Annotated in this window: 13 protein-coding genes; 8 read left to right on the top strand and 5 right to left on the bottom strand. The window is 63.8% G+C overall.

Annotated features, from left to right (window positions below):
- Window positions 1-15 precede the first annotated feature (15 nt).
- Window positions 16-1,053, top strand: coding sequence for a DctP family TRAP transporter solute-binding subunit (locus tag AC2YJX_RS18700; protein ID WP_121507577.1), 1,038 nt, complete (start codon window positions 16-18; stop codon window positions 1,051-1,053).
- Between the two features lie 147 nt (window positions 1,054-1,200).
- Here AC2YJX_RS18700 and AC2YJX_RS18695 read toward each other — a convergent pair whose 3' ends face one another.
- From AC2YJX_RS18695 to AC2YJX_RS18685, 3 genes are all read right to left on the bottom strand, one after another.
- Window positions 1,201-1,557 (bottom strand): nucleotide pyrophosphohydrolase, encoded by a 357-nt coding sequence (locus tag AC2YJX_RS18695; RefSeq protein WP_487256928.1) that lies wholly within the window; start codon window positions 1,555-1,557, stop codon window positions 1,201-1,203.
- A gap of 71 nt (window positions 1,558-1,628) precedes the next feature.
- A complete protein-coding gene (locus AC2YJX_RS18690; protein WP_487256927.1) occupies window positions 1,629-2,561 on the bottom strand; it encodes a 2-hydroxyacid dehydrogenase in 933 nt (310 codons plus the stop codon).
- A 138-nt stretch (window positions 2,562-2,699) separates the two neighbouring features.
- Window positions 2,700-4,559, bottom strand: a complete 1,860-nt coding sequence (locus tag AC2YJX_RS18685; RefSeq protein ID WP_121422274.1) for an ABCB family ABC transporter ATP-binding protein/permease — start codon at window positions 4,557-4,559, stop codon at window positions 2,700-2,702.
- A 131-nt stretch (window positions 4,560-4,690) separates the two neighbouring features.
- Here AC2YJX_RS18685 and AC2YJX_RS18680 point away from each other — a divergent pair, with 131 nt between their 5' ends.
- Window positions 4,691-5,113: an acyl-CoA thioesterase gene (locus tag AC2YJX_RS18680; RefSeq protein WP_055393750.1), complete on the top strand. Its 423-nt coding sequence runs from the start codon at window positions 4,691-4,693 to the stop codon at window positions 5,111-5,113.
- 63 nt (window positions 5,114-5,176) lie between these two features.
- On the opposite strand, the gene AC2YJX_RS18675 is transcribed toward AC2YJX_RS18680, so the two are convergent.
- Complete coding sequence (locus tag AC2YJX_RS18675) at window positions 5,177-5,740, bottom strand: bactofilin family protein (protein WP_228897378.1); 564 nt, start codon at window positions 5,738-5,740, stop codon at window positions 5,177-5,179.
- Window positions 5,741-5,916: 176 nt separating this feature from the next.
- Window positions 5,917-6,405 (bottom strand): thioesterase family protein, encoded by a 489-nt coding sequence (locus AC2YJX_RS18670; protein WP_176888282.1) that lies wholly within the window; start codon window positions 6,403-6,405, stop codon window positions 5,917-5,919.
- Between the two features lie 635 nt (window positions 6,406-7,040).
- Here AC2YJX_RS18670 and AC2YJX_RS18665 point away from each other — a divergent pair.
- The 6 genes from AC2YJX_RS18665 to AC2YJX_RS18640 all read left to right on the top strand — a co-directional run bounded on the left by AC2YJX_RS18665 (window position 7,041) and on the right by AC2YJX_RS18640 (window position 13,992).
- The gene (locus tag AC2YJX_RS18665) at window positions 7,041-7,916 is read left to right on the top strand and encodes a branched-chain amino acid ABC transporter permease (protein ID WP_487256926.1); all 876 of its coding nucleotides are present in this window, start codon (window positions 7,041-7,043) and stop codon (window positions 7,914-7,916) included.
- 3 nt (window positions 7,917-7,919) lie between these two features.
- Window positions 7,920-8,996 carry a branched-chain amino acid ABC transporter permease gene (locus AC2YJX_RS18660; RefSeq protein ID WP_228897379.1) on the top strand — a complete coding sequence of 359 codons (1,077 nt, stop codon included), beginning with the start codon at window positions 7,920-7,922 and terminating at the stop codon, window positions 8,994-8,996.
- A gap of 186 nt (window positions 8,997-9,182) precedes the next feature.
- The gene (locus tag AC2YJX_RS18655; RefSeq protein WP_487256925.1) at window positions 9,183-10,022 is read left to right on the top strand and encodes an ABC transporter ATP-binding protein; all 840 of its coding nucleotides are present in this window, start codon (window positions 9,183-9,185) and stop codon (window positions 10,020-10,022) included.
- Window positions 10,019-10,843 carry an ABC transporter ATP-binding protein gene (locus AC2YJX_RS18650; RefSeq protein ID WP_487256924.1) on the top strand — a complete coding sequence of 275 codons (825 nt, stop codon included), beginning with the start codon at window positions 10,019-10,021 and terminating at the stop codon, window positions 10,841-10,843. The genes AC2YJX_RS18655 and AC2YJX_RS18650 overlap by 4 nt, the downstream gene beginning before the upstream one ends.
- A 6-nt stretch (window positions 10,844-10,849) precedes the next feature.
- Complete coding sequence (locus tag AC2YJX_RS18645; protein ID WP_487256923.1) at window positions 10,850-12,706, top strand: AMP-dependent synthetase/ligase; 1,857 nt, start codon at window positions 10,850-10,852, stop codon at window positions 12,704-12,706.
- A 119-nt stretch (window positions 12,707-12,825) separates the two neighbouring features.
- Window positions 12,826-13,992 (top strand): ABC transporter substrate-binding protein, encoded by a 1,167-nt coding sequence (locus AC2YJX_RS18640; protein WP_057229165.1) that lies wholly within the window; start codon window positions 12,826-12,828, stop codon window positions 13,990-13,992.
- Window positions 13,993-14,005: the final 13 nt, after the last annotated feature.

The following is a 14,005-nucleotide window of genomic DNA, read 5'->3' as shown; positions in this document are numbered from 1 at the left end:
ACAAGGAGACAACCGATGAAACTGCGCACCTTCCTCACCTCTGCCGTGGCCGCTGCAGCCGCCCTGGCCTTCACCGCACCTGCCGCCATCGCACAAACTGCGTACAAGAGCGAATACCGCATGTCGCTGGTGCTGGGCCCCGCGTTCCCGTGGGGCAAGGGCGGCGAGCTGTGGGCCAACAAGGTCCGCGAGCGCACCAATGGCCGCATCAACATCAAGCTCTACCCCGGCGTGTCGCTGATCCAGGGCGACCAGACGCGTGAATTCAGCGCGCTGCGCCAGGGCGTGATCGACATGGCCGTGGGCTCCACCATCAACTGGTCGCCCCAGGTCAAGCAACTCAACCTGTTCTCGCTGCCCTTCCTTTTCCCCGACTACGCCGCCGTGGACGCTGTGACGCAGGGCGACGTGGGCAAGAGCATCTTCGCCACGCTGGACAAGGCCGGTGTGATGCCACTGGCCTGGGGCGAAAACGGCTACCGCGAAATTTCCAACTCCAAGAAGGCCATCAAGAGCCCCGAAGACCTCAAAGGCCTGAAGATCCGCGTGGTGGGCTCCCCGCTGTTCCTCGACACCTTCACCGCCCTGGGTGCCAACCCCACGCAGATGAGCTGGGCCGACGCACAGCCCGCCTTTGCCAGCGGTGCGGTGGACGGACAGGAAAACCCGTTGTCCATCTTCACCGCCGCGAAGCTGCATAGCGTGGCGCAAAAGCACATCACGCTGTGGGGCTATGTGAACGATCCGCTGATCTTTGTGGTGAACAAGGAGATCTGGAACAGCTGGACCCCAGCCGACCGCGAGATCGTCAAGCAAGCCGCCATCGACGCGGGCAAGGAAGAAATCGCTCTCGCCCGCAAGGGCGTGGTCGAAGCCGACAAACCTCTGCTCAAAGACATCGCCGCACTGGGCGTGACGGTGACCCAGCTGAGCCCCGCCGAACGAGCCGCCTTTGTGAAGGCCACACGCCCGGTATATGACAAGTGGAAGGGCCAGATTGGTGCCGACCTGGTCACCTCGGCCGAGAAGGCGATTGCGGCCCGCAAGCAATAAGCCAGACGCTGGTTCGCCAAAGCCCCCAACAAAAGCCCCGCTCGCGGGGCTTTTTGCTGTCGCTGTATCCTTGCAGGGCGGGAGCCGGTCGCTTCACTATTGATAGCTGTCGACGCTTACCAGTAAAGCGCCAGAGGCACTTTTCATCTAAATTTCACGACCACCCACGGCTGCACCACCAACGCGCGGCGCCGGGTGTTTGACGGCGTTCTTGCGCAGCTTGTTCTCCACCGCCTGCGTCAGGTCCACACCCGCATGGTCTGCCAGCTGCAGCAGGTACAGGAGCACATCGGCAACCTCATCGGCAATGGGCTCCGTGAGCGCCGGGTCATCACGTACCGCCAGCGACTGCTCGGGGGTCATCCACTGGAAAATCTCGGTCAGTTCCGCCGCTTCCACCATCAGCGCCATCGCCAGGTTCTTGGGGGTGTGAAACGGCTGCCACTGCCGCTCGGCGGCAAAGGCGCGCAGCCGCGCCTGCAAGGCATCGACATCCAGGGGCATTGCCAAAACTCCTTATTTGATAGCTGCTTGCGCTTATCCATAAAGCGCTAGAGCCATTTTTAATTCAAATTTCAGAGCGGAGACACCGGCGCCTCGCCTGCCAGATGGCGGCGAGCGTTTTCCAGGAAACGGTCCACCGAAGCCTGCACCGCCTCGGGCGACCAGCCCGCCACATGGGGTGTCAGCACCACGTTGTCCAGGTCCAGCAGTTCAGCCGGGGGCGCGGGCTCGCTCTCGTACACATCCAGGCCTGCTGCCGCAATGCGACCTTCGCGCAGCGCGGCGGCCAGGGCGGCAGTGTCGATCACGCTGCCGCGCGCGATGTTGACCACCACGCCGCGCGCGCCCAGGGCATTCAGCACGTCTGCGTTGACTAGGTGCTTGGTGCTCGCGCCACCGGGCGTGGCGACCACGAGGAAGTCCGACCATTCGGCCAGCGCCTTTACATCGCCAAAGTAGCGGTACGGCACATCGGCGCGCGCGCTGCGGTTGTGGTAGCCCACCTCGATCTCGAAGCCCAGCGCGCGCTGTGCGATCTTCTTGCCGATGGTGCCCAGGCCGACGATGCCCAGGCGCTTGTGCGACACGTTGGGCGGCAGCGGCAGGGCCGTGCGCCAGATGCCTGCGCGCGTGGCCTTGTCCAGCGGCAGGATGCGGCGCTGCGCGGCAATCAGCAGCCCCCAGGTGTGGTCGGCCACGCAGTCGTCATTGGTGCCCGCGCCCGTGGCCACCACAACGCCCCGCGCCTTGGCGTGGGCCACGGCGATGTTCTCGTAGCCTGCGCCCAGCGCGCAAATCAGCGTGAGCGCGGGCAATGCATCGATCTGCGCGGCTGAGAGGCCCGTGGCGCCGATGGTCAGGACCACGGTGATGCGCGCGCCATGCTCGGCAATGGCGGCTGCGGCCTGCGCAGCGTCGGGCGCGTAGACCAGCTCGAACGACTGCGCCATCTGGGCGCGATGTTCTTCGGACAGGAACATGAGGGCAAGCAGTACAGGCTTCATGGGATAGTGCAATCTCGAAAAAAGAAAACGGGACGCTACGCTTTGCATCGTGCGCTTCGCGCAGAGCGTACAAAACCGGCGCGGCCCAGGCGCGGGACGCCTAGCAAGGGCCGCCCCGCAGCGATGGCGTCGTCCCCCTCAGGGGGAAGGCGCCGCAGGCGACTCAGGGGGGGCCTCCTGCTGGAGAGACCACATGCTCGCGTAGCGGCCACCCTGGGCCAGCAGTTGCGCGTGCGTGCCGCGCTCGATGATGCGGCCCGCGTCCATGACCAGGATCTCGTGCGCATCCACCACTGTGGAGAGGCGGTGCGCAATCACCAGCGTGGTCTTGTTCTGCGCCACTCCCTGCAGCTCGGCCTGGATGGCGCGTTCGTTGGCGGAGTCCAGCGCGCTGGTGGCCTCGTCAAAGATCAGGATGGGCGGGTTCTTGAGCAAGGTGCGGGCAATCGCTACGCGCTGCTTTTCACCGCCCGAGAGCTTGAGCCCGCGCTCGCCCACCATGGTGGCGTAGCCCTTGGGCGTGCTGGCAATGAAGTCGTGGATGCGTGCGGCACGGGCGGCGGCTTCGATCTCATCCTGGCTGGCACCGGTGCGGCCATAGGCGATGTTGTAGGCCACCGTGTCGTTGAACAGCACCGTGTCCTGCGGGACGATGCCAATCGCCTGGCGCACGCTCGCCTGCGTCACGCTGCGGATCTCCTGCCCCGCAATGGTGATGCGCCCCTGCTGGATGTCGTAGAAGCGAAACAGCAGCCGGGCCAGTGTGGACTTGCCCGAACCCGAAGGCCCCACCACCGCCACCGTCTTGCCCGCCGGGATCTCGAAGCTGATGCCCTGCAGGATGGGTCGGCCGCTGCTGAGGTCGCTGCCTTGGCGCACGTCGTAGGAAAAGTGCACGTTCTCAAAACGCACGGTGGGCTGGCTCAGCCCCGCCAGCGGCTGGGCGCCGGGTGCGTCGGCCACTTCGCGCTCTTTGTCCATGAGCGTGAACATCTTGTCCAGGTCGGTGAGGCTCTGCTTGATCTCGCGGTAGATCACGCCCAGAAAGTTGAGCGGGATGTACAGCTGGATCATGAAGGCGTTGACCATGACGAGGTCGCCCAGCGTCATGCGGCCATCGACCACGCCCTGTGTGGCGCGCCACAGCATGGCCACCAGGCCCACGGCAATGATGAGCTGCTGACCGGTGTTGAGCATCGATAACGTGGTCTGGCTTTTGAGGCGGGCCAGGCGCAACCGCTCCAGGCTTTCGTCGTAGCGGCGGGCCTCAAAGCCTTCGTTGTTGAAGTACTTGACCGTCTCGTAGTTCAGCAGCGAATCCACGGCCTTGGAGTGTGCTGCCGAGTCGAACTCGTTGGCCTCGCGGCGGAACTTGGTGCGCCACTCGGTCACCAGCACCGTGTAGGCGATGTACAGCACCAGCGCGGCCAGCGTGATCCAGGCAAACCAGGCATCGAACTTGACGGCCAGCACACTCAACACCAGGATCACCTCGATCAAGGTGGCAAACACGTTGAACAGCGAAAACGAGATCAGTGACTCGATGCCGCGCACACCGCGTTCGATGTCGCGCGTCATGCCGCCGGTCTGGCGCTCCAAGTGAAAGCGCAAGCTCAGCGCGTGCAGGTGCTCGAACGTCTGCAGCGCAATGGAGCGCGCTGCACCCTGCGTAGCCTTGGCAAACACCAGCTCGCGCAGCTCGGTGAACAACGAGGTGGACAGGCGCAGCGCCCCGTACGCCACCAGCAAGCCCACCGGCACCACCAGCAGCGCGGCGGGGTCACCAGGCTTGAACGCCATCGCGTCCACCAGTGTCTTGAGCAGCAGCGGCACGCTGACGTTGGCCAGCTTGGCGCCCACCATGAACACAATGGCCGCCACCACGCGCCACTTGTATTGCCACAGGTAAGGGAGGAGCCGCCTCAGCGTGACCCAGTCGGACTTGGGGGGCGCGGGCGTGCCAGGGGTGGGGGGGGCGGTTTCGCCAAGGTGGCGCATGGGGGACAATTCCGGTTGTTGTTGTTTTTACCGACCCGGCTGATGCCAAGGTGGTTTTTTTGCGGGCCAGCCGCCTTGCAAAACCCCAGGTTCCGACAAGGATTGGCTCAGCCCCAACCGAGATTGTGCCCATGTCTGCCGTTTTCAGCCCACCACCCGCCGCATTGCCCACCGACAAGGAACTGGTGCTCAAGGTCATCCCCATGCCCGCCGACACCAATGGCAATGGCGACATTTTTGGCGGCTGGGTGATGGCGCAGGTGGACTTGGCGGGCTCTGTGCTGCCCGCGCGCTACATCCAGGGCCGCATGGCCACGGTGGCCGTCAACGAATTCATCTTCAAGCAGCCCGTGCGCGTGGGCGACATCCTGTCGTTCTTCTCGTCCATCACGCGGGTGGGCAACACCTCGGTCACCGTGGAGGTGGAGGTGTATGCCGAACGGTTTACCGACCAGGGCCGGTATGTGAAGGTGACGGAGGCGCGCCTGACCTATGTGGCCATCGACGACCAGGGCAGGCCGCGCCCAGTGCCCAAGCACAACGCGCCGGGGTAAAAGCACGGAAGGTCGGTTCGCGCAGACCACGCCTGGCGGTGCGCGGACGCCTTCATGGCCCGGTCAGGCGGCCAGTGCAGTGGCCGGTTCGGTGCGCAGAGGAGCTGCCGTGCGCTGCAGAGTGCTGCTGGATGACGAGGGCGAGAACCCGGCCTCGATCTCACCCGCCAGCTGACCGCCCTCTTCCACCACCAGTTTGCCGTAGCGGATCTTGCCGTTGACCTTGCCGGTGCTGTAGATCACCAGCTTCTGGCGCACGGTGAGTGTGCCGTTGAACTCGCCATGGATCTCGGCAATGTCGATCTCGGCAGAGCCCTTGAAGGCGCCATGCTCAGCAATCTGGATCACGCGCGAATCCATGGTGGCTTCCACCGTGCCTTCGACCACGAGGGTGTCGCAATCGGTAATTTCCACGCCCTTGAGCTTGATGTTCGGGCCCACCGTGAGCTTGCTGCCCGAGCTGTCGCTGCTGCTGGCGGCCTTGGGGACAGCAGGGCTGGGCACCGGCTGTGCAGCCGCAGCACTGCTCGCCGCTGAGCTCCCCAATACGGAGCCTGAAGTGGTGCTGTTGCGGGGTTGGAACGACTCGGGTTCACGCTTGCCAAAGAAGGGGTTTTGCACGGCCATCAGATCTCCTTGAAAAGAGAGTCATCGTAGGTATCGCGCCCCGTGAAAGATGCCCTGGTTACGCAAGAACGGTAACCAAACGGTTCTCTCGTAGCATGCGCTTGCAAGGCTTGCGGGATCACACATCCTGCGAATGGCAACGCCCCGTGGCGAGGCGGCTCAGGAGCGCGCCCCAATCAAGAGACGATGTAAGCCGCAGCTCCGGCCGACATGATCTGCCCATCCGGCCCCAGAAACTCCATGCGCGTGGTTGCGACACGCGAACCCAGGCGCAGCACCTGGGCGCGCAGCTCGAAGTGGCTGCCAATGCCGGGGCGCAGGTAGTCAATGCGCAGGTCGATGGTGCCCAGCTTGGCAAAGCGGTGCAGGCGCTGCTCGGGTGCTTCATCCAGGTGTTTGGCGCCAATCGCGGCCATCACGGCCAGCCCGCCCATGGCATCGAGCCCCGCGCTGATCACGCCGCCGTGGATGCGGTTGTAGGCATAGTGGCCCACCAGGTCCGGTTTCATGTCGATGCGACCCACCACACCATCGGGAGCCAGTGACGTGATCTTCAGGCCCAGCACCTGGTTGAACACGATTTTTTCTTCAAAGATGGATTTGAGCCCGGCAATGAACTCGGGCTCAAAGGCTTGCGGGGCTGGGGTGGCGGTGGATTTGCTCATGGGTCTCCTGGGGGTCACTGCGGGATGGTGCGTGCAATCGAAACCATCCAGATGCTCCTGATTTTGTAGCTTCTCACGCTTAATAGATAAGCGCTAGAGGCTATTTTTACTTAAAACTGGCCGTGACGCACTTGCCCTGCGGCAAACCGCGAGGCGCCGCGCAGTGCTTCGGCCAGGCATTCGCGGCCGCCCGCCTATTCCTGCAGCAAGGCTCGCCGTAACAGCAGCCCTTCGGCGGCGAAGCGTGCTGGTGCTGACTGTGCTGGCATCCACCGCGTTGCGCACATCGGGCCTGCGCCATGTCACCAGCGTGACACAACCTTCCGCTTCAACCTCTGCGGACATATGGCTCTCCTGTGGCCCGGCGTCAGAACCTGTTCACCCACCCGACGTTACTCCTATTGCGCAGGGTGCAGCACTGCGTCAATATCCGCCGCTACCCGCTCGCCCACCCCATCAGGGTTAGCCCCGAGTGCGGTATGCACAGCGCGCGTGCACCATTATTTATACAAAGCAATCGCTTTGTATAAATATTCTGCAGGACCTGCGCAAGCGACGATGCGGCCATCCCATGCCCACGAGGCATCCACCCCGCATTTACCCGCTTTGCGTATCACTTATTCTGGAGAGCCAGTGTGCAATTTGTGCAACTGTTGATCAGCGGTGTCTCGCAGGGGTGCATCTACGGGCTGATCGCGCTCGGGTTCGTGCTTATCTACAAAGCCACGGAGACCGTGAGCTTTGCCCAGGGCGAACTCATGATGCTCGGCGCTTTCTGCGGGCTGGCACTCATGACCCTGCTGGGCTTTCCCTTCTGGGTGGCGGTGCTCGCCAGCATCCTGGCCATGGGGCTGTTTGGCACGGTGCTGGAGCGCGCAGTGATCCGCCCCATCCTGGGCCAGCCCGCGTTCTCCATCGTCATGCTCACCATCGGCATCGGCTACGTGCTGCGCGGCCTTGTCACGATGATCCCCAACATCGGCACCGACACCCACACGCTGCCCGTGCCCTACAAGGACCAGTCCCTTCGCTTGGGCGAGCTGGTGGTCAGCGCCGAGCAGCTGGTGGTGATCGGCGCCACGGGCGTGCTGTGCGTGCTGCTGTTTGCCATGTTCCGCTACAGCAAGCTCGGCATTGCGATGCAGGCCGCGTCGCAGAACCAGCTGGCGGCCTACTACATGGGCATTCCCGTGCAGCGCCTTAACGGCCTGGCCTGGGGGCTTGCCGCGGCGGTGGCGGCGGTAGCCGGGCTGCTGTTGGCGCCCATCACCTTCGTGCACGCCAACATGGGGCTGATCGGGCTCAAGGCCTTCCCCGCCGCCGTGGTGGGCGGCTTTGGGAGCCTGCCCGGGGCCATCGTGGGCGGGCTGGTGATTGGCATTGTCGAATCGCTCTCGGGTTTCTATCTGCCCGATGGATTCAAGGACACAGCCGCGTACATCGTGGTGCTGATCATGCTGATGGTCAAACCCAACGGACTGTTCGGCGAGAAGCTGAGAAAGAAAGTCTGACCCATGCGCTTTCTCTTCAAGACCTCGTACGAGCAAGACATACGTCTGGCCAAACATGGCGGGCATGTGTTCTGGTACAGCCTGCTGTGCCTGGCCCTGGTCGCCGCACCCTGGGTGGCGCCTGAATACTGGTTGGCACAGCTGACCTTCGTGCTCATCTACGCCATCGTGGGCTTGGGGCTGATGCTGCTGGCGGGCTTCACCGGCTTGTTCTCGCTGGGGCATGCAGCGTTTCTGGGCGTGGGGGCATATACGCAGGCGGTGCTCACTGGCATGGGCTGGCCGTTTGCGCTGTCGCTGGCCTGCGCGGCGGGGCTGTCGGCGGCTGTGGGCGTGGTGGTGGGGCTGCCGGCACTCCGCGTCAAAGGCATCTACCTGGGCATGGCCACGCTGTCCTTCGGCTTCATCGTGGAAGAGGTGTTCGCGCGGTGGGAGTCGGTCACAGGCGGCAACTCCGGCAAGCACCTGGTGCCGCCACAAATCGCGGGCTACTCGTTCGAGACCACAGAGTCGTTCTACTTTCTGTGCCTTGTGATTGCGGTGGTCAGCACCCTCGCCATCCTGAACCTGCTGCGCTCGCCCACGGGCCGTGCGTTTGTCGCCATCCGTGATTCAGAGATCTCCGCACAGAGCATGGGCATCCACCTCGCGCGCTACAAGACGCTGTCGTTCTCCATATCGGCCGCACTGGCAGGCGTCGGCGGTGCGTTGTACGCGCACAAGCTGCAGTTCATCTCGCCCGACCAGTTCAACATCCTGCAGTCCATCGACCTGCTGCTGATGATCGTGATCGGCGGGCTGGGCTCGGTGCATGGAGCGTTCCTGGGCGCCATCTTCCTCATCACCATGCCGCAGATGATTTCGCTCAGCAAGGACTGGCTGCCCGCCGCCATCGGCCAGGCACCGGGCCTGCAGGCGGTGGTCTACGGCGCGGTGCTGATCGCCTTTGTGCTGTTCGAACCCATGGGCCTGTATGGCCGCTGGCTCAAGGTGCGCACCTGGCTGCAGATGTTCCCGTTCTACCGCAAGGGCTTGTTCAAGCGGCAGAAGTCGTTCCAGAAATCAGATCGCTTGAAATGAAGCACCCCCTGAGTCGCTTCGCGCCTTCCCCCTCTCTCGATTCGCTGCGCGATTCGGGAGGGGAACGCCCCCAGCGCGGCGGGGCGGCCCTTGCGCGGGGGCACTGGCCTCGGTCACGCCAGTCGCAAAGGCTGCGGACGGCATTCAGCACACTGGACCAGTGAAATGACCCAAATTGCTGTACCCATGACTGACGAAATCCTGCTCAGCGCCCAGAACCTCAGCGTGCGCTTTGGCGGCGTGCTGGCCGTCAACAACGTGAGCTTTGACGTGCGGCGCGGCGAGGTGTTCACCCTCATCGGCCCCAACGGCGCCGGCAAGACCACGGTGTTCAACCTCATCAGCCGCATCTACACGCCCACCACCGGCACCATTGCCTATGCGGGCCCCGGCGGCACCATGCTGCCGCTGACCGACCAGCCCCCCCACAAGGTGGCCAGCCTGGGCATTGCGCGCACCTTCCAGAACATCGAGCTGTTTGAACACGCGAGCGTTTTGCACAACCTGCTGATTGGCCGCCACACGCAGCAGCACAGCAGCCTGTGGGCCGAGATGTTCTTCACCCGCAAGGTGCGCGAAGGGGAAATCCTGGCGCGCGAAAAGGCCGAGCAGATCATCGACTTTCTCGACCTGCAGCACTACCGCGACACCATGGTGGCGGGCCTGCCCTACGGCGTGCGCAAGGTGGTGGAGCTGGCCCGTGCGCTGTGCACCGAGCCACAGTTGCTGCTGCTCGACGAGCCCTCATCGGGCCTGAACGTGGAAGAGACCGACGACATGGCTTTCTGGATCCAGGACATCCAGCACGAGCTGGGCATCACGGTGTTGATGGTGGAACATGACATGTCGCTGGTCTCCAAGGTGTCTGACCGCGTGCTGGCCATGAACCAGGGCGAGGTGGTGGCCATGGGCACGCCGCGGGAGGTGCAGTCGCACCCTGGCGTGATCGAGGCGTACCTGGGCACCATCGACGACGTGAGCAACCTGCGCCGCCCAGCGGGTTCACAAATGGGGGTTCGGGCATGAACGCCGTACTTGCCGCCGTCAACACATCCGCAGCAGCTGCTGCTGCAGCTGACCAGCCCCTGCTGCGCCTGCAGAACGTGGAGAGCGCCTACGGCCCCATCAAGGCCATCCGCGGCGTGAGCCTGCAGGTGCGGCGCGGCGAGATCGCCGCCGTGCTGGGAAGCAACGGCGCGGGCAAGACGACGATCCTCAAAACCATCAGCGGCATCATCGACCCGCGCAAGGGCTCCATCGAGTTCCAGGGCCAGGACATCACCGCCCGCGACCCGGCCGCCATCGTGCGCCGGGGCCTGATGCATGTGCCCGAGGGGCGCGAGGTGTTCCCCTTGCTCTCGGTGCGCGACAACCTGCTCATGGGTGCCTACACACGCGCCGACAAGGATGGCGTGGCGCGCGACATCGAAACCGTGTTCGGCTACTTCCCCATCCTGCGCGAGCGCGCTGCGCAGGACGCAGGTCTGCTCTCGGGCGGGCAGCAGCAGATGCTGGCGATCTCACGCGCGCTCATGGCTGCGCCAGAACTGATCCTGCTGGACGAGCCCAGCCTGGGCCTCAGCCCGAAGCTCACCAAGGAGATCTTCGAGATCGTGGTGCGCATCAACCGCGAGCGCGGCACCACCATCCTGCTGGTGGAGCAGAACGCCAACATGGCTCTCAACGCGTCGGACTACGGCTATGTACTGGAGAACGGCCGCATCGTGATGGAAGACAGCTGCGAGCGCCTGCGCGAGAAGGACGACATCAAGGAGTTCTACCTCGGCATGAAGGATGAAGGCGTGCGCGGTGAGCGGCGGTGGAAGAAAAAGAAGACCTGGAGATGATCGAACATGTCTAACCTCTGGGACCTCTCTCACATCCAACCCGCTGGCACCGACGTGCTGGCTGGCGATACCATCGCCGCCATGTTCTGGAACGCCGTGGCCGAGCGCGGCCCGCGCGTGTGGATGCGCCAGAAGGAGCTGGGCATCTGGAAGAGCTGGACCTGGGACCAGACGGCCGAGGCCGTGCGCGAGATTGCGGGCGGCCTCATGTCGATGGGCTTTGCGCCGGGAGAATGCGCGTCCATCCTGTCCAACACCAACATCGAATGGGTGCTGGCCGACCTGGCTGTGCTGAGCTGCGGCGGCGTGGCCAACGGCATCTACCCCACCGACGCGGCCGCCCAGGTGCACTACCTGAGCGAAGACTCGCGCACCACGGTGCTGTTTGTGGAGGACGACGAGCAGCTCGACAAGGCGCTGGAGGTGCGCGGCCAGTTGCCCCTGCTGCGCAAGATCGTTGTGTTCGACATGGAGGGCCTGCGCGGCCTGCACGACGCCGATGTGCTGAGCCTCACAGCCCTGCGCGAACTGGGCCGCGCGTGGAACGCCCAGCACCCCGACGCACTGATGCAGCGCGTCAAGGCCTGCCGACCCGAAGACTTGGCCATCCTGGTCTACACCTCGGGCACCACCGGCAAGCCCAAGGGTGCCATGCACACGCACGCCGCGCTCACCTACACCGTGCGCGGCTACAACACGCTGATCTCGCGCAGTGAGGCGGATGAGACCATGTGCTTCCTGCCGCTGTGCCACATTGCCGAGCGCATGGGCGGCGAGTACTTCTCGCTCTATACCGGCGCGCGCCTGAACTTTGTCGAGAACCCCGACACCGTGCCCGAGAACGTGCGAGAGATCGCGCCCACGGTGTTCACCGCCGTGCCGCGGGTATGGGAGAAGTTCTATTCGGGCGTGATGATCGCGCTCAAGGAATCCACGCGCATGCAGCAGGCGGCCTATGCCTGGTCGATTGGCGTGGGCACCCGCATCGCAGATCGGGTGCTGGCCGGACAGCCGGTGGGCGGTTTGCTGAAGGCGCAGTTCATGCTGGCACGTTTTCTGGCGCTCAACAATGTGCGCAAGCTCATCGGCATCCACCGTGCGCGCTTCCTCGTCACGGGCGCAGCGCCCATTTCGCCCGATCTGGTGAAGTGGTACCTGGCGCTGGGTGTGCCCATGCTGGAGGTGTGGGGCATGACCGAGACCTGCGGCGCCTCCACCGGTGTGCCGGCCAGCCGCATCAAACCGGGCTCCATCGGCCCGGCGGCCAGCTACAACGAGGTGCGCATCGACCCCGCCACGGGCGAAATCCTGGTGCGTGGCCCCAATGTGTTCAAGGGCTATCTCAACCAACCCGAGAAAACCGCTGAAACCATCGACCCCGAAGGCTGGCTGCACACGGGCGATGTGGGCCTGATCGACGCCGATGGCTACCTTCGCATCACCGACCGCATGAAGGACATCATCATCACAGCGGGCGGCAAGAACATCACCCCCAGCGAGCTGGAGAACGAACTCAAGTTCAGCCCGTACGTCACCGATGCGGTGGTCATTGGCGACAAGCTGCCCTACCTCACGGTGATCATCATGATCGACCAGGAGAACGTGGAGAAGTACGCACAGGACAACGACGTGCCGTTCTCCAACTACGCCAGCCTGACCCGCACGCGCGAGGTGCAGGAGCTGATCCAGGCCGAGATTGACCGCGTCAATGCCAAGTTCGCCCGCGTGGAGCAGATCAAGAAGTTCTTCCTGCTCGACACCCAGCTCACGGCCGAGGATGAAGAGCTGACACCCACCATGAAGCTCAAGCGCAAGCTGGTGCAGCAGAAGTACGCACCGCAGATTGAGGCGATGTACCGGTAGGTGCGCACGTCACGCAACCACAGGCCACGCCCATCAGGATAGGGAAAGTGCTGGTGCCCCACCCCGGGCATCGTTCTATAACGAGCAACCGAGTTCGATCCAACCAAAGGAGACGTGCCATGAAACTTCATCACATTGCCGCGCTGGCCATCGTGGCCATGGCCGGAGGTGCTGCACAGGCGCAGCCCAGCCAGGGCGTGAGCAAGGACACCATCACGCTGGGTTCCATCCAGGATCTGTCCGGCCCGCTGGCGGGCTTTGGCAAGCAGGTGCGGCTGGGCATGATGCTGCGCGTGGACGAGGCCAACGAGCAAGGCGGCGTCAATGGCCGCAAGCTGGACCTGAAGGTGGAGGACTCGGGCTACGACCCCAAGAAAGCCGTGCTGGCCGCGCAAAAGCTCGTGAACCAGGACAAGATCTTCATGATGGTGGCGCACATCGGCACGGCGCAAAACCTGGCCGCCATGCCGGTGCAGTTCAGCAAGAACGTGATCAACTTCTTCCCGGTGACGGCCGCGCGGGAAATGTACGAGCCCTTCCACAAGCTCAAGTATTCGTTTGCCGCCACTTACTACGACCAGATCCGCCTTGCCGCACCCAAGCTCATCAAGGAAAAGGGCGCCAAGAAGATCTGCACCATCTACCAGGACGATGAATTTGGCCTGGAGGTGATGCGCGGGGGCGAAGCGGCACTCAAGTCCATGGGCATGGACTTCACCGAGAAGACCTCGTACAAGCGCGGCGCCACCGACTTCTCTTCACAGGTCGCCAAGATGAAGTCGTCCGAATGCGACTTCGTGATCCTGGGCACCATCATCCGCGAGACCATCGGCACGATTGGCGAGGCGCGCAAAACGGGCTTCAACCCCACCTTCCTGGGCTCCAGCGCCGCCTACACCGACCTCATCCACAAGCTGGGCGGCAAGCCCATGGATGGACTGTACGCCACCATGACGGTGCAGCACCCCTACCTGGATGAAGCCAGCCAGCCCATCCGCTTCTGGGCCAACAAGTACAAGACCAAGTTCAACGAAGACCCCACCGTGTTCTCGGTCTACGGCTACAACGCCATCGACGCCTTCATCAAGGCGGCCCAGAAGGCAGGCCCCAACCTGAGCACCGACAGCTTCATCAAGGCCATGGACACCATGGTGATTCCGCCCGACATGTTCGGCAGCGCCGAGGGCACCTTTGGCCCACAAAAGCGCCTGGGCAGCGATCTTTCTCGCCTGTCGCAGATCACCGATGGCAAGTGGAAGGTGGTGTCCGACTACGTCAAGCCATGAGCGCCTGACCCAC

It is taken from the genome of Acidovorax sp. SRI_002, from assembly GCF_057586455.1.
Note: the sequence above shows the minus strand (reverse complement) of the source record. Positions and strands in the feature narration are given on the sequence as shown.